Origin of the sequence: Azorhizophilus paspali, assembly GCF_043587585.2 — a bacterium.
Lineage (GTDB): Bacteria > Pseudomonadota > Gammaproteobacteria > Pseudomonadales > Pseudomonadaceae > Azotobacter > Azotobacter paspali.
The window spans coordinates 2,189,398-2,212,387 of the sequence record NZ_CP171449.1; the positions used below are offsets into that span (position 1 = coordinate 2,189,398).

Genomic DNA, 22,990 nt, shown 5'->3' on the forward strand with positions numbered 1-22,990 from the left:
ACATATGTTTCCACAATGTCTACCGTGGCTCGCGTCGTCGAGGATCAACCGACCTCCCCCCAGTTCGTACCCCCGCCGTACAGGTAGAACCATGCAGGAATATGGAACTGTAGAGCGCTCTATGGACGGATCTCCGTCTCTGCTGCAAGCGTTGATGGAAAACCGTTCGACTCTGGTCAAGGCGGCAGCCCGGATAACCGGCTGCCACAGTCGTGCCGAAGACGTGGTGCAGGATGCCTTTCTCAGGTTGGCCGGCGCACAGAAGATCAGCCTTCCCCTCAAGGCTCGGATCAATTACGTCTTTAGGATCGTGCGCAACCTGGCGATCGACCATTACCGCAAGCAGGCGATGGAACAGCGCTACGCCGGCAGCGAAGAAGAAGGCCTGAACACCGCGATCAGCGGCGCCACTCCCGAGAACACCAACCTTCACCAGGAAACCCTGGAGAGGGTCAGCGATGCCTTAAGCCAGTTGCCCGCAAGAACCCGCTATGCCTTCGAGATGTATCGCCTGCATGGCGTGCCCCAGAAGGACATCGCCAAGGAACTGGGCGTCTCTCCCACATTGGTCAACTTCATGATCCGCGACGCACTGGTGCATTGCCGCAAGACGGTGGGTCAGTTGCACGACTGAACTCCTGCCATCCGCCATCGCGACTCCGTAAGCATCCGACACTGGAAGACGAGTATCGATCCTGGCCGTGCCGTCGTCGGTACTCGCTTCAGCCACGCCCCATTGCGTTTCGTCCGCATCGCTCGAGACCTCTCCTCGCATCCGGCCCGCGTCGCCCGGACGGCGATCAGGGTGCATACACGTCCGCCCCCCCCGCAGGAATAGGGCCGCTGGAATGGCCGCGGCCAATGCCTACTTCGCTCGCTCGCAAATATCTTTCCGCATCCGTCACCTGTGTCGGCATGCTTTCAAGCACCCTTGCGGAGCAGCCCGATAACGTCGATTTAACTAGAATGACGAAATTGACCCGGTAGAATTTAACTATTTTTTCAATAGACACGCCCCGAAGAAGCTGGCAAATCCCCCGCCTACCCCCGGCCCAGTGGCGCCGAGCGGGCAACGGCCATCCTCGACCCTTCATCCACGACGACACGTCGTCCGCATCGGCGGGTATCCTTGCCGGCGGACCGGACCGACTGCCGGCCGTCGCGCCAGTACATGGCTCGTTCATCGAGGCATTGCACGGCCGGCGACGAGGCAGCCAAGCGCCCTGACCCGTAAGCCGTCAGCCCGGAGCCTTCCATTCCGACCAGCCTCAGGAAACCCGCCGAATGAGTTTCACCCTATTCAGCCGCTACGCCTTCTTCGCCGCCTGCGTACTGCTCGCGCTCGTCACCCTGCCCCTGCTGCCCGGTTCGCCCGGCCTCTGGCCGCTGACCCTGATCGGCGGACTGCTTAGCCTGCTGGGCATCGTCGATCTGCTGCAGAAGCAGCACGTGGTGCGGCGCAATTACCCGGTGCTGGGCAACATCCGCTACCTGATCGAGTACATCCGCCCGGAAATCCGCCAGTACCTGCTGGAAACCGACGACGACTGCCTGCCGTTCTCCCGCGCCCAGCGCACGCTGGTTTACGCACGGGCCAGGAACCGGAGCGCCGAAAAGGCCTTCGGCACGTTGCAAGACGTTTACCAGAGCGGCTTCGAGTTCATCACCCATTCGATGTCCCCGGCACCGCTCCGCGATCCCACGACCTTTCGCGTGACGGTCGGCGGGCCACAGTGCGAAAAGCCCTATTCGGCCTCGCTCTTCAACATCTCGGCGATGAGCTTCGGTTCGCTCAGCGCCAACGCCGTGCGCTCCCTCAACTTGGGCGCCAGGCTCGGCGGCTTCGCCCACGACACCGGCGAAGGCAGCATCAGCCCCTACCACCGCGAGCACGGCGGCGACCTGATCTGGGAAATCGGCAGCGGTTATTTCGGCTGCCGCAGCGAGGATGGCCGTTTCGATCCGGAGCGCTTCGCCACCCAGGCGCGCCACGACCAGGTGAAGATGATCGAGGTCAAGCTGAGCCAGGGCGCCAAGCCCGGTCACGGCGGCATCCTGCCGAAGGACAAGATCACCGCGGAGATCGCCGCCACCCGAGGTGTGCGCATGGACCGCGACTGCGTTTCGCCGGCCCGCCATAACGCCTTTTCCACCCCCAGGGAACTACTCGACTTCATCGTCCAGCTGCGCGAGCTGTCCGGCGGCAAACCGGTCGGCTTCAAGTTCTGTGTCGGCCATCCGTGGGAGTTCATGGGCATCGTCAAGGCCATGCTGGAAACCGGCATCCTGCCCGACTTCATTGTCGTCGACGGCAAGGAAGGCGGTACCGGCGCCGCGCCCCTGGAGTTCGCCGATCACATGGGCGTGCCGCTGCGCGATGGCCTGCGCTTCGTCCACAACACCCTGGTGGGCGCCGGCCTGCGCGACAGCATCCGCCTCGGGGCCAGCGGCAAGATCATCAGCGCCTTCGACATCGCCAGCGTGCTGGCGATCGGCGCCGACTGGGCCAACTCGGCGCGCGGCTTCATGTTCGCCCTTGGCTGCATCCAGTCGCAAAGCTGCCACACCAACCGCTGCCCGAGCGGCGTGGCGACCCAGGACCCGCTGCGCCAACTCGCCTTGGTGGTGCCGGACAAGGCCGAACAGGTGCGCAATTTCCACCACAACACGCTCGCGGCCCTGGCCGAGATGGTTGCCGCCGCAGGGCTCGACCATCCGGCGCGGCTGGAACCGCGCCACTTGCTGCGGCGCATGTCGGCGAGCGAGATCCGCCAGTACGCGCAACTGCACGCTTTCCTCAAGCCGGGCGAACTGCTCGGCGACAGTATCGGCAGCGAGTTCTACGCACGGATGTGGCGGATGGCTCGGGTGGACAGCTTCGAGCCGGCGCCCTTCTGAACGTGGCTAACGCCGTTTCACCCGACGCGGGCGTCCGGTCGGCGTCCGGTCGGCGGCGACGCCGCCGTAGTAGGTCTCGTGGGTGGTACTGGCCTTGGCGTGGCCAAGATCGACCTGCAGGTTCCTGAGCGGCCGATGCGGCGCGTCGTAGCTGGCGCTGGTATGGCGCAGCCAGTAGGTGCTGGCGGCGCGCAGGCTGGAGACTTCCCGCTCGCCGCGGCCCTCGGCCTGCATCCGTCTGACTGCGCTGTCGAAGCACTTCTGCACGATGTTGCGGATCTGCCGGTCGGTCAGTCCGCCACGGCCGTCCAGCTTCAGCAGCAGCGGCACGTTCTCCCCCGGCTGCGGCAGCGGCGTCAGCTTGCGCGACAGGCGATAGCGCTTGAGATAGCCGAGCAGTTCGCTGCTCACCGAGATCCGCCGTTCCTTGCCGCCCTTGCCGACGGTCACGTACCACCAGGCGCCGGTGCTGTCCTGCTGGAAGGCCTGCATAGTCGGATGCCAGTCGGGGCGGCCGGCCAGTTCGGAGATGCGCAGGTACAGGGAGAACAGCGTGGCGACCACGAACAGGGTGCGTTCGTGTCGCTCCGGGTCCTGCTGGGCCATCCATTCCGCCGTCTCTATGACGAAGGCCCATTGCAGCGGGTTCAGCACTTTGCCTTCAATCGAGGGCGCGCGCATCTCGAAGAAGCGGCCCGGCTCCTCGATGGCACGGAATGGGTTGTCGAGCAGCCGATCCTGCCCGACCAGGAAGTCGTAGAAGGAACAGCAGATGGTGAAGGCCTGCTTCAGCGAGCTTGCCGTGACCTTGTAGCGCTCCGGAGCCTGGCGCGGCATGCCGGTTTCGTCGGCGAGCTTGCGAGCCGCCTTGCTGCCGAGGATCTCGTAGGGACGCCACTGCGGATTGGGGACCAGTTCGCCGGGCTCCTCGCCGGCGATGAAGCGCCGCCGCACCGCCTGGCCGACCCATTCCATGTCCGGCTCGCGGCTGAAGCCGAGAAAGGCCTCGGCGTCCTCGTGGGTCAGCTTCAGCACTGAATCCCTTTGCTTCAGCCAGCTCCATAGCAGCAGCCGCTCCACCTGGATGCGGTAAGCCTTGTAGGTGGTTTCCCAGCCGGCATAGGCACGCAGGAAGTCGCGAGCGTGCAGGTAATCCGCCTTGGCCGGGACCTCCAGTTCGAGCTTATTGAGAAAACGCACGACGAAGCGGTTCTCGAATACCAGACTGCCCGGCGACAGCGCCAGGAAACGGGGATGGGTATCGAACAGTGGCTGGGGAGCGGGATCGGTCATTGGGCGGGGAGTCCGTCGGGTAGCTGGGCGTTGGAATACCGGTTCCGATTATAGGCACGACATCCGGCCGCGAAACGCCATGCTTCCGCGCAGTGAATTCGATGTCTGAATGGGGCCGGTATCAGCCCAGTTGTTCGATTTCACTGCTTCGGCGAAGCAGCGCAAGGCTCGCGCTGAAACCGGCTCAAGACTTCTCCAGCTCCGACGACGTCGGTCGCGCCCTCTCCCGCTCGTCCGCTAGCGCCTGGCGTAGCAACTGCAGCTCGATGCCGGCTGCCGCCAGGTCGATGTGCAGCCGCTGCGCCTCTTGGCGCTGCGCATCGAGGGCCGCCTTCAGGCCCTCCGTTTCCGTCCGCGACAGGTCCAGGCGTTCCTGAAGGACCTCCCTGGCGGTATGGGATTGCGTCACCTGGTCGTGCAATGCGGCCAACTCGCCGGCTTGCCGCTCGAGCCGGTCGCGCTGCCCGTCCAGCTCCTTCTCCTTATGAAGGCTTTCGCTGGCCAGGCGCTCGTTGGCACGGTTCAGCCGGGTCACCTCGTCCTGCTTGAGGATCAGGCTCTGCTGCAACTGGCGCAGCTCCATTTGTACCTGCTGTAGCTGAGCCTCGTGGCGGCGCTGTTCCTGCTCGCGTTGTTCTTTGCTGGCCTGGCGGTAATGTTCCAATGCCTCGCGGCCGTGGCGATGCTTTTCCTCCAGGGAACGCACCTGCTCGTCGCGATCCTTCAGGTGGGCAGCCTGGTCCTGATTGGCCTGGAGCAGGCGCGCCCGATCAATCTCGGCCAGTTGCCACTGTTCGCGGCTGTGCCGGTGGTGTTCTGTCTCGGCCTGCAAGCTGGCAGTCAGGCTGCCAACCTGTTCTTCCAAGTGCTGGATTCGCTCCTGGGCCAGAGCCCGACACGCCTCGAACTCCGCCCGCTCGGCTTCGCACTGCTGGCGCATCCGCGCAACGGTTTCCTCGGCTTCCTCCTGCAGGCGTGCAGCTAGCGGAGCGATCAGCCCGGCCAGTTCGTCGCTCAGGCCGGCGGTATTTCCTGTCCGCTCCGCCTCGCTCTCCTGCAACTCTTTCAGATAGCGATGGATGGTGGTCTTCGAGCCGGTATTGCCCAGCTCGACGCGTACCGCATCGATGCTGGGATGCTCGCCACGGGCCAGCAGCGCCTGCCGGGCCCGCATGACCAATGCCTTATTGATTCCGCCGCGCGCCATAAGTGATTCGCTCTCCAGTCTATTTCATAATGTTTTACATAGTATGTAATTACATATTAAATTTCAGCTAGTAAGGTGATGAAATCAAGAATTTCTAATAGCTGATAATTAAAGATTATCCGCTGACAACCATGCGGGCGGCTGCGAGAATGGCACCTTTCGTACTGGAGACTGACGATGAGTGAGATCGAGCGCTACCTGCAGGCCGGCACCCGAGAGAACACCCGACGCAGCTACCAGTCGGCCATCGAGCACTTCGAGGTGAGCTGGGGCGGTTTCCTGCCGGCGACCGGCGACAGCGTGGCGCGCTATCTGGTCGCTCACGCCGGTAAGCTGTCGCTGAATACGTTGAAACTGCGCCTCGCCGCCCTGGCCCAGTGGCACATCAGCCAGGGCTTCCCCGATCCGACTAAGGCGCCGGTGGTGCGTCAAGTGCTCAAGGGGGTCCGCGCCCTGCATCCGGTACGGGAGAAACAGGCCGCACCACTGCCACTGCAACATCTCCAGCAGGCCGTCGACTGGCTGAACGCCGAAGCCGGTGCAGCCGAGGTCCGCGACGACGGTGCCAGCCTGCTGCGCTGCCGGCGCGATGCCGCCCTGCTGCTGATCGGCTTCTGGCGAGGCTTTCGCAGCGACGAGCTGTGCCGCCTGGAAATCGAACGCATCCAGGCGGTGGCCGGCGTGGGCATGGAGATCCACCTGCCGCGCAGCAAGGGCGATCGCGACTTTCTCGGCACCACCCATCGCGCTCCGGCGCTGAAACGGCTGTGCCCGGTGCAGGCCTATCTGGACTGGATCACCCTCGCCGGCTTGACGCAGGGACCGGTGTTCCGCCGGCTGGACCGCTGGGGCAACCTCGGCGCGGACGGCCTGAACCCCAACAGTCTCATCGGCCTGCTGCGACAGATCCTGCGCCGCGCCGGCATACCCGCCGATTCGTACAGCAGCCACTCGCTGCGCCGCGGTTTCGCTACCTGGGCCGCCGGCAACGGCTGGGATCTCAAGAGCCTGATGGGCTACGTAGGCTGGAAGGATGTGAAGTCGGCCATGCGTTACATCGATCCTACCCTGTCCTTCGGCGGTTTGGCCGCCAAGCCGCTCCTAGAAAGCGGGAATGACGCCCTGCCGGAAAGCCTCGATCCGTCGGACTCTTGATTGCGTGTTTTTTGGTATGAGGGGTTATTTGGGAGGGTATATCTCTACCCATGATTTCCGATTTTAAGAATAACTACCCAAAGCTTCCTGTAAAATGCCTGCCGCAGCCAGCCAGCCAGACCGGTCGAGTCGAAGACGACCGGCCGGCCGGCGTGACGGTTGTGAAGAAATGACAGCATTTGGATGGAATGCCATATGCCATGAGTGGCACCGAACAACCGCGGTGCTTCCAGGGCATCGGCGAGTCGAAACAGGTGCGGCGAATCACTAAACCGGCAGCGCTCATTCCCTTGCGGGAAAAGCGCTATATGGACATCCCGAGCAACGCACCGCGATGCCCAGCGAGAGGAGTCCCGGCCCTGGCCGGCCTGGACGGGCCAGCACTTCACCGCTGCCGGACGACTGCTCCGTGAAGGTCATTCGCTGCTGTGCAATTACCCCTGCCTGAGCCAACCGGGACCGGCGAGGTACGTGGTCTGGCGCCGGTCGCCCCGGCGTGGTCCGCGTCTATTGCATGCCGACATCGGCGGAGTTCGCCCGCGTACCGTCATGGAGGGGTCATCGATTGCCACCTGCCGCCCCATGGACCGGTCTTGCAGCGGACCGTGTCGCCATCGGCGGGCCTGAAACTCTCCTGGCGCCCTTCTCAACCCGCCAGGTGCTGGAGAAACCACTGGCCGGCCAGCCGCTCCACCTCTTCCAGCTTCCCCGGTTCCTCGAACAGGTGGGTGGCGCTCGGCACCACCGCCAGTTCGTGCTGACAACGCAGCCGCCCGGCGGCCTGCCGGTTCAATGCGAGGACCTCGCTGTCCAGCTCGCCGACGATGAACAGCGAAGGCGCATGCACCTTTTCCAGAACGTCGGTCGCCAGATCGACGCGGCCGCCCCGGGAAACCAGCGCGGCGATGTCGGCCGGCCGCGCCGCCGCGGCGATCAGCGCGGCAGCGGCGCCGGTGCTGGCGCCGAACAAGCCGAGCTTCAGATCACGCAGATCGGCATTGGCGCGCAACTGGTCGACCACGCCGCTCAAGCGCTCGCTGAGCAACGGAATATCGAAGCGCAACTGACGGCTGACCTCGTCGATGGGTTGCTCTTCTTCGGTGAGCAGGTCGAACAGCAGGGTGGCCATCCCCAGGCCGTTGAAAAACCGCGCGACGCTGCGATTGCGCGGACTGTGCCGGCTGCTGCCGCTGCCATGCACGAACACCACAAGCCCCTGCGCGTCCTCGGGGGCGATCAGGTCGCCATGCAGCCTGACCTTGCCCAGGGGGAAACGCATCGGATGCGGCACAACAGGACTCTTCATGCTTGTCTTTCTCCATAGTTATTCGTTCTGTTCGCTGACCATGCCTGCTGCAGCAACTCCTGCACCTCGCGATCGGAAGTTTGGCCGAAATCCTGGTACCAGTAGCCGACGGCCACGAGATCCTGCGGCGAGAACAGGCAGATTACCCGATCTGCCTGCCGGCGTAGCTGCTCGACCGTATCCTGCGCACCGACCGGCACGGCAACGATCACCTGCGCGGCTCCCAGCAGCTTCGCCGCCTCGATGGCCGCACGCATGGTGGCGCCGGTCGCCAAGCCGTCGTCGATCAGGATCACCGGTCGGCCGCGTACCGATGGCGGCGGCCGCTCCCCTCGATAGACCCGCTCGCGACGCTGCAACTCCTGGAGTTCCCGCTCGGCGACGGCATCGACCGTGGCCGTGGACACGTGGGCATAGTGAACGATGTCTTCGTTCATCACTCGCACCGCGCCGCTGGCGATGGCGCCCATCGCCAGTTCCGCATGGCCCGGCAGACCAAGCTTGCGCACCAGCAGAATGTCCAGCTCCAAGCCTAGGCGACTGGCCGCCTCATAGGCCATCGGCACCCCGCCTCGCGGCAGGGCGAGTACCAAGGCATCGTCCCATGGACCTTCCGAGGCCAGCCGCTCCGCCAGGGCTCGACCGGCATGAGCCCGGTCGGAAAAAGGAATGGTCAGGCTCATTTGCACGGCTCCGCTGCACTTCTATGCTTTGAAGTCTGGCCCAATAAATCCGCGTCATGGACGGCTGGACGGAAATCGCGACGGATAGCCGAACGCCCTATGCAGTGAGGTGCTGTCATGGATACACGACACGACCAACTGTACCAGCAGGACGTCCACGATCCCTATCTCCGCCATTGGCACGCCCACGGCAATGCGCTCTGTCCGAAGTGCGGGGTTTCCTATCGGGCGGGACGCTGGTCTTGGGAGGGGCTGGACGACGCCGAACAGGCGGAACGGACCCTTTGCCCGGCCTGCCGGCGCATCGCCGACAAGGCTCCGGTCGGCAACCTGACCCTGGCCGGTAGTTTCGTCAGGGAACACAGCGACGAAATCTGCAACCTGCTGCACAACACCGAAGCGTTGGAAAAGCGGGAGCATCCCCTCGAACGGCTGATGACCATCAGCGACGAAGCCGAAGGGCTGACGGTGACGACCACCGGCATACACCTAGCCAATCGTCTCGGACGCGGCCTTCAAGGGCCATGCCGACTACAGCGACCGGAACGCGCTGCGGGTCCGCTGGGAGCGCGACTGAAAGGCTGCTGCATCGGCCTCAGCAGGGCCGGCGCGCATCCTGCTCCTCGGCGATCCGGTCGAGATAGCGGTCGTAGCGATAGACCGGCCCTTCCTGGCAGACCGATCCGCGCCCGACATGGCAACGTCCGCAATGGCCCATGCCGCAGTCCAGGCGCCGCCCGATCGACAGCCAGATCCCGGTCGGCGGCACACCGTGCGCCAGGCAGAGTTCGGCGACACTGCGCATCAGCGGCTCCGGCCCGCAACAGAGCACGGCGTCCGGAACCTGGCTGGCGAGCCGGCTCCGCAGCGGCTCCAGCGGATTGCAGCCGACACGGCCGTCCTCCCGCCGCTCCAGGGTTTCGATGAGTTCCAGGGCTTCCCGCCAGCGTGCCCGCTCCCGGGACAGCACCTGATGGCCCGGGCTGCGCGCCCCATAGACGAGTGTCAGGGCCGCCTGATGGCCGGCGCGGAGCAGCGCCTCGATCAACCCGGCCAGCGCCGCCAGGCCACTGCCGCCGGCGACCACCAGCACCCGGCGGGCGCCCGACAGCTCCGGCCAGCCGGTGCCGAAGGCACCCCGGTAGCCCAGGCGCGAGCCCGGCTCCTGCGCGAACAGGGCCGCGCTCACCGTGCCCTCCCGGCGGATCAACGCCGAGAACCGCCCCTGCCAGTCCGGCGGGCGGACATAACTGAAGGGCGCCTCGCCGGCGCCCGGCACCGTCAGCATGAAGAACTGCCCGGGCATGACGGCCTGGTCGCCGGACCGGAGCGACTGCAGCGCAAAGCTGAAATGCCGGATTCCTTCGCCTTCGTCGTGGAATTCGAGCAACTGCACGGAGCGCGGAACCAGGCTGACCATGATGATTCAATCCTCTGCATTGGGAGCCGATGCATACGACAGGAAGAAAGGTCGTAGCCGTCGTCGCGGACGGCGGATATGGCCAGAGAATACTATCCTTTCCATGCAGAGCGCTGGCCGGCATTTCGTCGCCTGCCATGGGCAGGCAATAGAATTCGCCCGGTCATGTGCTTGACTGAGATGCGCTTGAACTTTCCTTTTCCATCAAATCACATGGAGGAAATAATCATGGCTCAAGCAAATCAGAATGTTCCTGTCAACAGGGAGCAGCAGTCCCAGCGGCCCACGGCCTCGTCCGGCGATCTCTGGCGCCCGCTGACCAGCCTGCGCCAGCAGATCGATCATCTTTTCGAGGATTTCGACCGCATATCGCCGTTCTGGCCGATGGGACGCAGCGCCTTCGGCAGCCTGATGGAGCCCTTCGGCCGGACCGGCAGGGAAATAGCCAGCATGCCCGCGGTCGACATCGTCGATCAGGACAAGGCCATTCTCATCAGCGCGGAACTACCCGGCATCGACGAGCAGAACATCGAGCTCAAGGTGTGTAACGGCAACCTGATACTTAAGGGTGAGAAGAGCGAGGAGCGGGAAGAAAACAGCCAGGGCCGTTACCTCTCCGAGCGCAGCTATGGCGCCTTCCAGCGCAGCTTCGCCCTGCCGGACAGCGTCGATGCCGACAACATCGAAGCCCACTTCGACAAAGGCGTGCTGACCATCACCCTGCCGAAGCGACCCGAGGCACAACAGTCGGAGAGGGCCATCGAGATCCAGCGCGGGGAAGCGGCTGCGCAGCAGCAGGACACGACCCAGACCACTACCCATTGATGCCCTGATGAAGTAGTAGTACGCGGCTACCAGAAACTCCGCATGATCCGCTTCGCTGGGGCGCAAAGATGATCGGGCCGCACACGCCGCCGTCATCGAAGGCGCCCCAGCCCCACAGATTCCCCCCTTGCTGCCCGACACTCCTTCTGCCTGTTTTCTGCGCGCACGGCAAGCACACGGCAGCAGCCCCTACCGCTCACTCCGGCAGGCGCGGCTTCTCAGGCCCCGGCTCGGGCAGTTCGGTCATGGTCGCCTCGGTCAGCAATAGGATGCTGGCCACCGATACGGCGTTTTCCAGGGCCTCGGCCACCAGCTCGCCTAGCTCGTCGTCGTTGTGCGCGGAAATACTGGCGACCTGTGCCTTTTCCTTGCGCTTCAGTACGGGCCGAGACTGCGCCCTCAGGGAATCGACAGCCACCTGCAGGCCGCGGTCGAGGCCACATTTGAGATCGATGCCGCTGGCGCCGGCGACCACGTTGAGCACACCGTCGGCGAAGATCGCCTGGGCCAGCACGGTGAAGGTGCTGGTATCGTCGCCGACCGCCTCGCCGGTACGCTCGGCGGCCTAGCGCAGCATGGCCGCGCCGAGGTTCGACTCGGCATCCATCCTCCAGGCTCACCTGCTTGGCGATGGTCATACCATCGTTGCAGACCGTGGGCAGGTCCCACTGCCTCTAGATCAGTACCGACTTGGATTTCGGCCCTAGGGTCACGCGCACCGCGTCGGCCGGCCGGGTCGCCCCCTGCAGGACGTTCTCGCGCGCGGCGTTGCGAAACAGGAGACGGGGCTTCGCCATGCCTCACCTCCCCAGGGACTCGCCGACCCCTTCCAGATGAACCACGAGCACGCTACAAGGCAGCCGGTAGAGCAACGCCTCGCTGGTACTGCCGAGGATCTCCTGTTCGAGCGACTTGCGCAGGCTGCTGCCCAGCACCACCACGTCGACCTCGTGACGGCAAGCGTAGTCGGTAAGGGTCGGGACCGGCTGCCCCAGCAGGAAATGCCGCTGCCTCTCCGGTACGCCATGGCGATCGGCGAGCAGCCGGAAAGCCTCCTGGGCCGTGCTCTTCATTTTCGCCCCGAGCGTTCCCAGCCAGGGCAAGTTGAGCGTGGCGCTGCCGAAGGGCTGGCCGCCCATGGCATTGCAGGCATGCAGCAGGTGCAGTTCGGCATCGCACTGCAGGGCGAGATCGTGCGCTGCCCGGACGATCCGGTCGTTGAACTCGCTGGCCCCGTCCGTGTGGATGAAGGGATCGACCGCCGCTACCACCTTGCGCGGCAGCGGATTGTGCGCATCGGTCACCAGGTGCAGCGGCACGGGACAACGGCGCAGCAACTGCCAGTCCAGCGGCGTGACGAAAGCGCGCATGACCGCCGGCTCCGGCCGGACATCTTTGACCAGCAGATCGACCGGCATTTCCTGTACATGGGCGATGATTTCCTCAGCCGGATGCCGAGTCCAGACCACCTCGCAGGTCACTTCCAGACCCTGGTTGCGCAGAATCGAGGCCTCCTCCTCCAGCCACTCGTGGTGCCCGGCCATATAGCTGTCCACGGCCTGCCTCATGCCTTCGGAAGTGAACCTGCCGACCGCCGCCAGGGTTTCCACGTAGGTGAACAGGGCCATGTGCATGGGCACGCAGGCAGCCCTGGCCAGAGCGGCGGCGCGCTCGAAGGCCGGTGTTCGGCACATGTCCGGGGTGACGACCAGTAACAGGCGTTGGAACTGGCTCATGGCGCGATCCTCCGAGGTGACAGGCCACGCTTTCATATTAGTAGGCCTGCCGGAAGGCACATCGATCGCCGGTCAGCACCGCACGACCTGCGGGAACCGGGCGAGCGCCATGTCCAGTTCGCCGCTGTCGTCGATGACGATGGTGTCCGCCGGGCGCGCTCTACCCGCTCGGCGATCACCTCCAGCGCCTCCCGGCCGCATGCACAGACGCTGCCGCAACGACGCCGGATGACCTGTAGCAGTGCCATGAGATACGCGCCGTGGTATACAGCCGGACCAGCTCCAACGGGTCGGAAAAACGCGAACATCATGTAGCTTTTTTTACAGGCTGTCCCTTTAAGATATGAATTGCCATCATTAAAGCCATTAGCTAGCATTTTGCCCCACATGAGGCCGGGCTCAATGATTTCAGCCAATGGCTGAGGAACAAGAGCATTCACATCACGAGGACCGGTGCTCCCGCCAGGAGGGGAATACGTGTTTTATCGCACCCCATTTGCAAACCAGACGACCGTCAGGAACAGCCTGCTTTCCATGCTGTTGCTGCTAAGCAGCCCCCCGGCTCCGGCCGAGAAGGTCACTGGACAGGTGGTCGAAGTCCTGGATGGCGACACCCTCAGCCTACTCACCTCCGACGACTGGCAGATCCACGTACGCCTGGCCGGCATCGATGCCCCCGAAGCCAGCCAGCCCTACGGCGACCAGGCCCGTCAGACCCTTTCCGAACTGGTGCTCGGCAAGCGTGCCACCCTGCAGGTCGCGGCCCGCGACTCGACCGGGCGCAGCGTCGCCCAACTGACCGTTGAGGGACGGGACATCAATCTCGAGATGGTTCGCTACGGTGCGGCCTGGGTCGCCTACAACCAGGACGCTCCGCCTCCCCATCTGCTGCCCGTCGAAGCGGAAGCCAAGCGGCAACGCCGGGGACTCTGGGCGCAAGCCAAGGGGGACATAGTGGCGCCCTGGATCTGGAGCGACAACAAGCCGCAGGCCGTACAGACGACGGTGGTCGTGAGCTGTGCCGAACGATCCGAGCCGGACTGTCCCGTGCGTCGCCTGAACTGGGTGCCGCAGGAGGAACAGGAACAACGGCACTGAGCCGACTCAGCCAGCTAGCCCTTGAAGCCGAGCGCTGCGGGACTGTCGACATCCCAGAGCACGCCGCGATCCTCGACCGCCAACTCGCATGCCCGGCCCTCGCGCAGCAGGCGCTTCGCCCCGCGGTCGCCGTCCAGCGCCATGAGCGCCGGTCGATGGCTGCGGCCGAAGCCGACCGGATGACCGTAGCGCCCCTGCCAAGTGGGCACCACCAGCGGGTGCTCCCGCAATGCGTCCAACACCCGCCCGACGGTCGCCGGCAGGATGAACGGCATGTCGCCCAGGGCGATCAGCCAGCCCGCGCTGTCCGCCGTCCGCGCCACCGCCGCGGCGATGCTCCGGCCTATACCGGCCGAGTCCAGGGCCAGGACTTCGCAGCCGTGTGCCTCGCCGATATCGATCGCCCCGACGTTGCCGGGGCGGGTCACCAACAGGACCCGCTCGAGCTTGGCCCGCAACGCCAGCAGCGCATGCTCCAGTATCGCCCGCTCGCTGCCGTCGCGGCCACGACAGCGCGCCAGCAACTTGTCCTGCCCTTCCCCGGCGACCTCGCGATAGCGGCTGCCGTGCCCGGCCGCCAGCAGCACGGCGCAGACTTCGCCGCTCATGCTGACTACCCGCATGCCAGCGAGGCCGACGGAGCCTCGCTGGCAATCCCATTCTTCAAGGCGACGATCTCGGCCAACAGCGACAGGGCGATCTCCGCCGGCACCCGACTACCGATGGGCAGGCCGATGGGACCGTGCAGACGCTCGATGTCAGCGGCGGCCAGGCCGAGGAAGGCCAGGCGCTCGCGGCGCTTGGCGCTGTTGACCCGCGACCCCAGGGCGCCGACGTAGAAGGCGCGGGATTGCAGCGCGGTGAGCAGTGCCATGTCGTCGAGGCGCGGATCGTGGGTCAGCGCGACGATGGCGGTGCGCTCGTCCGGTTCGATGGCCAGCACGGCGTCGTCCGGCATGCCGGGCACGAAGCGTGCGCTGCTGTCTTCCCAGCCAAAGGCGAATTCCTCGCGCGGGTTGCAGATCAGCACCTCGAAGTCGAGCATCCGCGCCATTTCGCCGACATAGCGCGACAACTGCCCCGCGCCGATCAGCAACAGGCGCCAGCGCGGTCCGTAGACGGCACGCAGGCGCTGTCCGTCGAAGCGCAGGGCATCGCCGCGCGAAGCCTCGTGCAGGCTGACCGCGCCGCTGGCCAGCTCCAGCTCGCGGGCGACCAGTTCATGGTTCTCGCAACGCGCCAGCAGCGCCGCGACCCAGGCGGTGTCGAGCACCTCCTCCTCGCTCAGGCGCAGGGTGCCGCCGCACGGCAGGCCAAAGCGCGCCGCCTCCTCGCGGGTCACCCCGTAGGTTACCAGGGACACCGGCCGGCCGGGCGCACTGCGCCCGTCGCGCAGTCGCTCGATCAGGTCGTCCTCGATACAGCCGCCGGATACCGAGCCGATCAGCACGCCATCACCGCGCAGAGCGAGCATCGCGCCGGGCGGCCGCGGCGCGCTGCCCCAGGTCTGCACCACCGTGTAGAGCAGCACGCGCTGACCGGCCTGCCGCCAGGCCAGTACGTTGCGCAGGACATTCAGGTCGGCGCTGTCCATCAGGACTCCCGCCAGCCCTTGAGCTGATCGCGGATCGGCAGATCGCGGATGCGCCTGCCGGTGGCGGCGAAAATGGCGTTGGCCAGCGCCGGACCAACCGGCGGCACGCCCGGCTCGCCGACCCCGCCGAGCGGCACTTCGCCGGCCGGGCGGAGCGGATGCACGGCGATGGTCTTCGGCGCCAGCGGCAGGCGCGCCACCTCGTATTGGTGCAGGTTGCTCTGCTGTACCCGGCCCTCCTTGAAGCTGATCTCGCTGACCACGGTATTGCCGAGGCCCATCACGCAAGCCCCCTCCATCTGCGAGCGGATGCGTTCCGGGTTGACCTGCGGGCCGCAATCCACCGCCATGTCCGCCCGGTGCACGACGAGGGTGCCGTCGTCCTTGACCTCCACGTCGAGCACCACGGCGACGTAGGTGACGAAACTATAGTGCACCGCCAGCCCCAGCCCACGTCCCCTGGGCAGCTCCCTGCCCCAGCCGGCCTGGTGGGTCGCCTCCTCGATCACCGCGCGCAGGCGGCCGGTATCGATGGGATAGAGGGTCGGCGACTCGCCGTGGTTCCAGGTGTCGCCCAGGCTGTGCGGATCGATCTTGCGTGCCGGCCCGAGCAGTTCCAGCAGGAAGTCGCGGTGATCCCGGCCGGCGGCGGCGGCCAGTTCGGCGATGAAGCTCTGCACGGCGAAAGCATGGGGAATGTTCGACACCGAGCGGTACCAGCCGACCCGGGTGTGGGCCGCCGCCTCGGGGTTCTCCAGGCGCAGGTTGGGCAATGCGTAGGGCATGCTGACGAAGCCCATGCCCAGTTCTACGGCGTTCTCGTGCCGGGGGTCCGGTCCGAACAGCGCGCCGATGCTCGGCGCCACGCTGCGATGCAGCCAGGCGCTCGGCTTGCCGTCGGCGTCCAGGGCGCCGCGCAGGTATTCCAGCGAGATGGTATGGAAGTAGGAATGCTGCAGGTCGTCCTCGCGGGTCCACTGCACGCGCAGGTGACGGCCGGGGAATTCCTTGGCCAGCACCGCCGCTTCGAGGATGAAGTCCGGCTTGGACTTGCGGCCAAAACCGCCGCCGAGCAGGGTCACGTTGACCTTCACCTTATCGAAGGGGATGCCCAGGCGCTCGGCAATGCGTTCGCGGGTGACCTGCGGCGCCTGACTGGGCGCCCAGACCTCGCAGGCGCCGTCGGCGAAGTATGCGGTGGCCACCGGCGGCTCCATCGGCGCCTGGGCCAGATGCGGAATGTAGTACTCGGCCTCGACCAACCGCCCGGCTCTGGCGAATGCCGACTCCACGTCGCCGGCCTCGCGCACTACCTTGCCGGGCGCTTTTGCCGCCGCGCTCATCGCCTGGCGATAGGCGACCGAATCGTAGACGGCGTTGGCGCCGTCCTCCCAGTCGAGCCGCAAGGCCTGCCGACCCTTGATCGCCGCCCAGGTGTTGGAGGCCACCACCGCCACGCCGCCCAGCGGCTGAAATTCGGAGGGCAGCGGCGAACCGGCGATCTCCACCACCCTGACCACGCCCGGCACCTGGAGCGCGGCGCTCGCCTCCAGAGCCTTCAGCTTGCCGCCGTAGACCGGCGGACGGGCTACCACCGCGTAGAGCATGTTCTCGAAGCGCGGGTCGAGGCCGTAGACGGCACGGCCGTTGACGATATCGGCGCCGTCGACGGAACGGGTCGAGTCCTTGCCGATGTAGCGAAAGCGCTCCGGCGCCTTCAGGCGCAGGCTGTCGCGCGCCGGTACCGGCAGGGCCGCCGCGGCTTCGGCCAGTTCGCCGTAGCCGAGACTGCGCCCGCTCGGTACGTGCACGATCTTGTGCAGCTCGGCTCGGCACTCGCCGACCGGCATCTGCCAGCGTTCAGCGGCGGCCCGCTCGAGCATCTGCCGCGCCGCCGCGCCGCAACGGCGCAGCGGCTCGAACCAGTGGCGCATGCTGCGCGAGCCGTCGGTGTCCTGGTTGCCGTAGCGCTGCTCGTCGCCCGGCGCCTGTACCACCCGCATCATCGCCCAGTCGGCTTCCAACTCGTCGGCGACCACCATCGCCAGGCTGGTGCGCACGCCCTGCCCCATCTCCGAACGGCTGCAAACGAAGGTCACCAGCCCGTCGGCGCCGAGGACGAGGAACACCTTGGGATCGTCGACCCAACCGTACTCCATGCCGTCGGCACCGTACTTGCGCTCCTCGGCGAAGACGTCGCGCGCGCCCCAACTGGCAGCGATCAGCAGCGCGCCGCCGGCCGCCAAGCCCTTGAGAAAGCCGCGACGGCTGAGATTGGCGACAGCGAAATCGTTGATGTCCGTCCCGCTCATGCCCGGCTCTCCCGCAGCCTTCCGGCGGCGACCTGAATGGCCGCGCGAATCCGGTTGTAGGTACCGCAGCGGCAGACGTTGCCAGCCATGGCCGTTTCGATCTGCGCCTCGTCGGGATTCGGGTTGCCCTTGAGCAGCGCGGTGGCGGTCATCAGTTGCCCGCCCTGGCAGTAGCCGCACTGCGCCACGCCGAGTTCCAGCCAGGCGGCCTGCAGCGCCTGCCCGACCGGGTCGGCATGCAGCGTCTCAAGAGTGGTGACCTGCTTGCCGACCGCCACGCTCACCGGCGTGACGCAGGCGCGGGTAGCCTGGTCGTCGACATGTACGGTACAGGCGCCGCATAGGCCCATGCCACAACCGAACTTGGTGCCGCTGTAGCCGGCGACGTCACGGATGGCCCACAGCAGGGGCATGTCCTGCGGCACGTCGAGCGAATGATCCTTGCCATTCAGGTTGAGGGTGATCATGGAGATATCGTGTGATCCTTGAACTTGAAGAAGTCGTCCGAGCGAAGCTTGGGGCCAGAAGGAAGAATGTTAGGCGAACTCCGTGACAGCCGGCCGCTCTCTCCGACGTCGTGGAAAGTAGACGGAAGTCTTTTCAAGACTCTCAGCCCTGGCGCGCCGGCGGCGCCATGAATTCGGGGCCGACCGGGTCCTTGACGTGCTCGGCCAGCAGGGCGTCGATCCGGCGCAAATCTTCCTCATCCAGTTTCCAGCCGAAGGCTTCGTCGATACCGGCGAGCTGTCCGGGATGACGCGCGCCCCACAGGGCGATGGTCGGCCCCTGGTCGAGAATCCAGCGGATGGCCAGGGCCAGCACCGACTTGCCGTGACGCTCCAGGGCCAACTGGCGCAGGGCCTCGACCGCCGCCAGGTAGCGAGCGAAGCGCGGAGCCTGGAACTTGGGATCGACCTTGCGCAGATCGTCGCCCTCGAAGGCGGTATCGGCGCGCATCCGCCCCGACAGTAGGCCGCGGCATAGTGCCCCGTAGGCCAGCACCACCAGACCGTGCTTCTTGGCATAAGGCAGCACATCCGCCTCGATGGCGCGCTCGAACAGATTGTACGGCGGCTGCACCGCGGCCAGCGGGGCGAAGCGGCGGAAGCCGTCCATCTGCTCGGGCGAGTAGTTGCTCACGCCGATGGCGAGGAGCTTGCCCTCTTCGCGCAGCTTCTCCAGCTCGCGGGCGGTTTCCTCGTGGGGCACCAGCGGATCGGGCCAGTGGACCTGGTAGAGGTCGATACGGTCGGTGCGCAGGCGGCGCAGGGAGTCCTCGATTTCCTGGCGGATACGCCTGGCCGTGGCGTTGCGGTGGATGCCGCTGTCCGACCACTCCAGCGCCACCTTGGTGGCGATCACCGCCCGCTTGCGGATGCCCTCCAAAGCCTTGCCGACCACCTCCTCGGAATGCCCAAAGCCATAGACCGGGGCGGTATCGATCAGGTTGATGCCGGACTCGACAGCCTGGCGGATGGTTTCCACGGAGCGCGCATCGTCGGTGCCGCCCCACATCCAGCCGCCGATGGCCCAGGTACCGAGGCCGATGCGCGAAACGGGTGCGGCGATACCTTCGATCCGGATGGTTTCGATGCTCATGAGATCCTCCTTGGACAAAGCGGACGGACAGAACCGGAGGTGAATAAATTTATCTCATGTACCGTTGAATGAGCTTCAACAATCCATTGACTTCACGGCAAGCATGGGATAGCACGTCGGCCCGTCCGCCCCAGATGGTTCGCTGGCCGCGCATCCGGCCAGCAAGGATTTAGCGGACCGAACTCACCAACCGGGCCAGCTCGACGGTGCGGTTGGCGTAGGCCCACTCGTTGTCGTACCAGGCATAGAGCTTCACCTGGGTTCCGTCGACCACTATGGTCGACAGCGCGTCGACGATAGATGAGCGCGGGTCGCTGCGGTAGTCGATGGATACCAGCGGCCGCTCCTCGTAGCCGAGGATACCCGCGAGCGCCCCCGCGGCAGCGGCTTCGAGCAGGGCGTTGACCTCTTCCACCGTAGTCGCGCGCTCCACCTCGAATACGCAGTCGGTCAGCGAGGCGTTGGCCAGCGGCACGCGCACGGCCATGCCGTTCAGGCGGCCGCGCAGCTCCGGGAAAATCTCGGCGATGGCGGTGGCCGAACCGGTGCTAGTCGGGATCAGACTCATGCCGCAGGCACGGGCGCGACGCAGGTCCTTGTGCGGCGCATCGAGAATGTTCTGCGAGTTGGTCAAGTCGTGGATGGTGGTGATCGAGCCGTGGCGGATGCCCAGGTTCTCATGGATCACCTTGACCAGCGGCGCCAAGCAGTTGGTGGTGCAGGAGGCGGCGGTGACGATGCGGTGCCGGGCCGGCTCGAACAGTTGATGGTTGACGCCCATCACCACGTTGAGCGCGCTCTCCTCCTTGACCGGCGCGCTGACCACCACGCGCCCGACGCCCTGCTCCAGATAGGCCTGCAGCAGGGCCACCCTGGTCATCTTACCGCTGGCCTCGATCACCACATCGCAATCCGACCAGTCGGTATCGGCGATGGCCTTGTTGGCGCTGATCGGGATGCGCCGGCCATCGATCGCCAGATAATCGCCGTCGCTGCTAGCCTTGTACCGCCAGCGGCCGTGCACCGAATCGAAATTGAGCAGATGGGCGTGGGTCGCCGCGTTGGCGGCCGGATCGTTGATCTGCACGAACTCCAGCTCCGGCCAGTCCCAGGCGGCGCGCAGGACCAGACGTCCGATACGGCCGAAGCCGTTGATGCCTACCTTGATAGTCATGAAGGTCTCCTCGCTTCAGAGATTCAGGAGCTTCGCGGAGCCAGCACGATGATCGCCATGCCGGCGAGGGCGACGCCGCCGCCGAACAGATCCCAGACCGTCGGACGGATGCCGTCGACCAACCACAGCCAGAGCAGGGCCACGCAGATGTACACCCCCCCGTAGGCGGCATAGACCCGCCCGGCCGCCGTCGGATGCAGCGACAGCAGCCAGGCGAACAGTGCCAGGGAAAGCGCCCCCGGCAGCAGCAGCCAGGCGCTCCAGCCCTCCCGAAGCCAGAGCCAGGGCAGATAGCAGCCGAGGATCTCGGCCAGAGCGGTTAAAACGAAGAGCGCCAGAGTCTTCAACATGGCATGCCACCCGTCTCCTACCGGCCGAACTGTACGATTCAGAGCGCATGCGCCGGACGGCCTTGGAGCGCGCGCCCGCGGCAGGCGATGGCATCGGCGCACAGTCGATCCGGATGGGCGCTCGCCCAGGTACACCCGGACAGCCCCTGAACCGGATGGCCCCTCCGCGAACGGCGCCAGACGCCTCTGCATCCAGGCCTGTCGAAGTTGTCCAGCGGCCCCTGCTCATCGGCCATCGGCAGGTGAAACCATTCTATGCCGCGCACGGCGCACAGGGCAGGCAACTCGTCCGCTCGATTCAGGCGTGGTTCCCTGACCGGCGCCAGGGCGATCAGCACCGTGCCAGCAAGATGTCAGCTCACAGGTACATCACAGAGTGCCGATCCGCTCCAGTTCGGCCTTCGGGGCCGAGTTGTCCAAACGTTCGAGCGGCAGGGCGAGAAAGGCCTGAACGCCATCGGCGCGCTGAAGATCGCCCGGAAACCGGCGGCGGCCAGCATGCTTTATGGCTTCGCCCCGGGCACCACGCTAGCCACGGTGACCGGCGTGCCGATCGAGGGGCCGGTGATGCGCTGATACGTGCGTGGCCGCTGAAGAAGCTTTTTCTGGAGGTCGGCGTCGCCGGCCGTTTCTCGCTGCGGCATCGGACGGCATACTCGCACGTTCACTCGGTAACCCTGCCTCTCGTCATGCGTATTCACGTCACCTTCATCGACCGCGTCGGTATCACCCAGGAAGTTCTCGCTCTGCTCGGCGGGCGCAATCTCAATCTGGACGCCGTGGAAATGGTTCCGCCCAACGTCTACATCGACGCGCCGACGCTCGGCCCCGAGGTCCTCGAGGAACTGCGCGGCGCCCTGTTCAAGGTGCGCGGGGTGCGGGCGGTGGAGGTGGTCGACATCCTCCCCGGCCAGCGGCGCAGTCTGCAGCTCTACGCCCTGCTTGCCGCCATGCCCGACCCGCTGCTGGCGGTGGACGGCAACGGCCGGGTGCTGCTGGCAAACCCGGCGCTGATCGAGCTGGCCGGCCACGATCCCGACGGCGAGACGCTCGGCGAACTGTTCGCCGCCCCGGAGCTGCACGACGAATTGCAAGCCCACGGCTTCCGCCTACCGATGCGCGAAGTCGTCCTCGGCGGCCGGACCCTGCTGCTGGACGCCATGCCGATCGGCGAGAACGCAGGGCTGGCCGGCGCCCTGCTCAGCCTGTACGCACCCAACCGCATCGGCGAGCGCTTGGCCGCCCTACACCACGAGCAGGCCGAGGGCTTCGATGCCCTGCTCGGCGACTCGCCGGTGCTGCGTACGCTCAAGGCCCGTGCCCAGCGGGTGGCGGTGCTCGACGCGCCGCTGTTGATCCAGGGCGAGACCGGCACCGGCAAGGAACTGGTGGCGCGCGCCTGCCACGCGGTCAGCGCGCGGCGCAATGCGCCTTTTCTCGCCCTCAACTGCGCGGCCCTGCCGGAGAATCTCGCCGAGAGCGAGCTGTTCGGCTACGCCCCCGGCGCCTTCACCGGCGCCCAGCGCGGCGGCAAGCCCGGCCTGCTGGAACTGGTCCACCAGGGCACGGTGTTCCTCGACGAGATCGGCGAGATGTCGCCCTACCTGCAGGCCAAGCTGCTGCGTTTTCTCAGCGACGGCAGCTTCCGGCGCATCGGCGGCGAGCGCGAGATCCGGGTCGACGTACGCATCCTCAGCGCGACCCACCGCAACCTGGAGCAGATGGTCGGCGAGGGTCGCTTCCGCGAGGATCTGTTCTACCGACTCAACGTGCTCAACCTGGCCGTGCCGCCGCTGCGCGAGCGTAACGAGGACATCCTGCCGCTGGCCCACCACTTCCTCGACCAGGCCTGCGCGCAGATCCGCCGCCCGCCTTGCCGCCTGGCCCCGGACACCTACCCGGCGCTGCTCGCCAACCGCTGGCCGGGCAACGTGCGCCAGTTGCAGAACGTGATCTTCCGCGCCGCGGCGATCAGCGAAGGCAACCTGGTGGAGATTGGCGACCTAGACATCGCCGGCACCGCCGTGGCGCCGCAGGCCGACGAAATCGGCAGCCTCGGCGCGGCGGTCGAGAACTTCGAACGCGGCATCCTCGAAAGGCTCTACGCCAGCTATCCATCCAGCCGTCTGTTGGCCGTCCGTCTGCAGACCTCGCACACCGCCATCGCCAAACGCCTGCGCAAGTACGGCATTCCCGCCCGTTCCTGAAAGGTCCGGGCATTCCGGGATGAGGGTCCGGGCATTCCGGGATGAGGAACCGTGCGGATCGCGCCCTTCTCTCCCAAAAGAGGAGACATTGAACCGACTGCGTACCGCCCTCGTAAGCAATTCGCCACACCGT

Annotated in this window: 20 protein-coding genes and 2 pseudogenes; 8 read left to right on the forward strand and 14 right to left on the reverse strand. The window is 66.0% G+C overall.

What is annotated here, in order from left to right; all coding sequences use genetic code 11:
• The first annotated feature begins 121 nt into the window (after positions 1-121).
• Both ACGI6K_RS10490 and ACGI6K_RS10495 read left to right on the forward strand, forming a co-directional pair.
• Positions 122-634, forward strand: coding sequence for an RNA polymerase factor sigma-70 (locus tag ACGI6K_RS10490; protein WP_376946916.1), 513 nt, complete (start codon positions 122-124; stop codon positions 632-634).
• Positions 635-1,284: 650 nt separating this feature from the next.
• Positions 1,285-2,898 carry an FMN-binding glutamate synthase family protein gene (locus ACGI6K_RS10495; RefSeq protein WP_376946914.1) on the forward strand — a complete coding sequence of 538 codons (1,614 nt, stop codon included), beginning with the start codon at positions 1,285-1,287 and terminating at the stop codon, positions 2,896-2,898.
• Between the two features lie 6 nt (positions 2,899-2,904).
• Here ACGI6K_RS10495 and ACGI6K_RS10500 read toward each other — a convergent pair whose 3' ends face one another.
• Both ACGI6K_RS10500 and ACGI6K_RS10505 read right to left on the reverse strand, forming a co-directional pair.
• Complete coding sequence (locus ACGI6K_RS10500) at positions 2,905-4,191, reverse strand: tyrosine-type recombinase/integrase (protein WP_376946912.1); 1,287 nt, start codon at positions 4,189-4,191, stop codon at positions 2,905-2,907.
• Between the two features lie 184 nt (positions 4,192-4,375).
• Positions 4,376-5,398 (reverse strand): DNA-binding protein, encoded by a 1,023-nt coding sequence (locus ACGI6K_RS10505; protein WP_376946910.1) that lies wholly within the window; start codon positions 5,396-5,398, stop codon positions 4,376-4,378.
• 177 nt (positions 5,399-5,575) lie between these two features.
• Between ACGI6K_RS10505 and ACGI6K_RS10510 the strand changes: the two genes are divergently transcribed.
• On the forward strand, positions 5,576-6,553 hold the full coding sequence (locus ACGI6K_RS10510; protein ID WP_376946908.1) for a site-specific integrase: 978 nt from the start codon (positions 5,576-5,578) through the stop codon (positions 6,551-6,553).
• A 646-nt stretch (positions 6,554-7,199) separates the two neighbouring features.
• Here the strand turns inward: ACGI6K_RS10510 and ACGI6K_RS10515 are convergent.
• Together ACGI6K_RS10515 and ACGI6K_RS10520 are read right to left on the reverse strand one after the other, a co-directional pair.
• Positions 7,200-7,832, reverse strand: a complete 633-nt coding sequence (locus ACGI6K_RS10515) for a dienelactone hydrolase family protein (protein WP_376946930.1) — start codon at positions 7,830-7,832, stop codon at positions 7,200-7,202.
• A gap of 23 nt (positions 7,833-7,855) precedes the next feature.
• Positions 7,856-8,542 (reverse strand): phosphoribosyltransferase, encoded by a 687-nt coding sequence (locus ACGI6K_RS10520; RefSeq protein ID WP_376946905.1) that lies wholly within the window; start codon positions 8,540-8,542, stop codon positions 7,856-7,858.
• Positions 8,543-8,659: 117 nt separating this feature from the next.
• Between ACGI6K_RS10520 and ACGI6K_RS10525 the strand changes: the two are divergent.
• Positions 8,660-9,001: pseudogene (locus ACGI6K_RS10525) on the forward strand (BCAM0308 family protein); the annotation flags it as partial.
• Between the two features lie 136 nt (positions 9,002-9,137).
• Here the strand turns inward: ACGI6K_RS10525 and ACGI6K_RS10530 are convergent.
• A complete protein-coding gene (locus ACGI6K_RS10530) occupies positions 9,138-9,962 on the reverse strand; it encodes an FAD/NAD(P)-binding protein (RefSeq protein WP_376946903.1) in 825 nt (274 codons plus the stop codon).
• 228 nt (positions 9,963-10,190) lie between these two features.
• On the opposite strand from ACGI6K_RS10530, the gene ACGI6K_RS10535 reads away from it, so the two are divergent.
• Positions 10,191-10,787, forward strand: coding sequence for an Hsp20/alpha crystallin family protein (locus ACGI6K_RS10535; protein ID WP_376946901.1), 597 nt, complete (start codon positions 10,191-10,193; stop codon positions 10,785-10,787).
• A gap of 238 nt (positions 10,788-11,025) precedes the next feature.
• On the opposite strand, the pseudogene ACGI6K_RS10540 reads toward ACGI6K_RS10535, so the two are convergent.
• Both ACGI6K_RS10540 and ACGI6K_RS10545 read right to left on the reverse strand, forming a co-directional pair.
• Positions 11,026-11,584 (reverse strand): annotated as a pseudogene (locus ACGI6K_RS10540) (TCP-1/cpn60 chaperonin family protein); the annotation flags it as partial.
• 3 nt (positions 11,585-11,587) lie between these two features.
• Positions 11,588-12,523 (reverse strand): universal stress protein, encoded by a 936-nt coding sequence (locus ACGI6K_RS10545; RefSeq protein ID WP_376946899.1) that lies wholly within the window; start codon positions 12,521-12,523, stop codon positions 11,588-11,590.
• Between the two features lie 534 nt (positions 12,524-13,057).
• Here ACGI6K_RS10545 and ACGI6K_RS10550 point away from each other — a divergent pair.
• Positions 13,058-13,621: a thermonuclease family protein gene (locus ACGI6K_RS10550; RefSeq protein ID WP_394543889.1), complete on the forward strand. Its 564-nt coding sequence runs from the start codon at positions 13,058-13,060 to the stop codon at positions 13,619-13,621.
• 14 nt (positions 13,622-13,635) lie between these two features.
• On the opposite strand, the gene ACGI6K_RS10555 is transcribed toward ACGI6K_RS10550, so the two are convergent.
• From ACGI6K_RS10555 to ACGI6K_RS10585, 7 genes are all read right to left on the reverse strand, one after another.
• A complete protein-coding gene (locus ACGI6K_RS10555) occupies positions 13,636-14,229 on the reverse strand; it encodes a nucleotidyltransferase family protein (RefSeq protein WP_376946895.1) in 594 nt (197 codons plus the stop codon).
• Between the two features lie 5 nt (positions 14,230-14,234).
• Positions 14,235-15,215, reverse strand: a complete 981-nt coding sequence (locus ACGI6K_RS10560) for an XdhC family protein (RefSeq protein ID WP_376946893.1) — start codon at positions 15,213-15,215, stop codon at positions 14,235-14,237.
• Complete coding sequence (locus tag ACGI6K_RS10565; RefSeq protein WP_376946891.1) at positions 15,215-17,527, reverse strand: xanthine dehydrogenase family protein molybdopterin-binding subunit; 2,313 nt, start codon at positions 17,525-17,527, stop codon at positions 15,215-15,217. Before ACGI6K_RS10565 ends, ACGI6K_RS10560 begins: the two co-directional genes overlap by 1 nt.
• Positions 17,524-17,994, reverse strand: coding sequence for a (2Fe-2S)-binding protein (locus ACGI6K_RS10570; RefSeq protein ID WP_376946889.1), 471 nt, complete (start codon positions 17,992-17,994; stop codon positions 17,524-17,526). The genes ACGI6K_RS10565 and ACGI6K_RS10570 overlap by 4 nt, the downstream gene beginning before the upstream one ends.
• A 142-nt stretch (positions 17,995-18,136) precedes the next feature.
• On the reverse strand, positions 18,137-19,126 hold the full coding sequence (locus ACGI6K_RS10575) for an aldo/keto reductase (protein ID WP_376946887.1): 990 nt from the start codon (positions 19,124-19,126) through the stop codon (positions 18,137-18,139).
• A gap of 169 nt (positions 19,127-19,295) precedes the next feature.
• Entirely contained in the window at positions 19,296-20,300 is a 1,005-nt protein-coding gene (locus ACGI6K_RS10580; RefSeq protein ID WP_376946885.1) for an ArsJ-associated glyceraldehyde-3-phosphate dehydrogenase, read from the reverse strand.
• A gap of 23 nt (positions 20,301-20,323) precedes the next feature.
• Entirely contained in the window at positions 20,324-20,650 is a 327-nt protein-coding gene (locus tag ACGI6K_RS10585; protein WP_376946883.1) for a YnfA family protein, read from the reverse strand.
• A 255-nt stretch (positions 20,651-20,905) separates the two neighbouring features.
• Between ACGI6K_RS10585 and ACGI6K_RS10590 the strand changes: the two genes are divergently transcribed.
• Positions 20,906-21,226, forward strand: a complete 321-nt coding sequence (locus ACGI6K_RS10590) for a hypothetical protein (protein ID WP_376946881.1) — start codon at positions 20,906-20,908, stop codon at positions 21,224-21,226.
• Positions 21,227-21,339: 113 nt separating this feature from the next.
• Positions 21,340-22,857, forward strand: a complete 1,518-nt coding sequence (locus ACGI6K_RS10595; RefSeq protein ID WP_376946879.1) for a sigma-54-dependent transcriptional regulator — start codon at positions 21,340-21,342, stop codon at positions 22,855-22,857.
• Positions 22,858-22,990 lie beyond the last annotated feature (133 nt).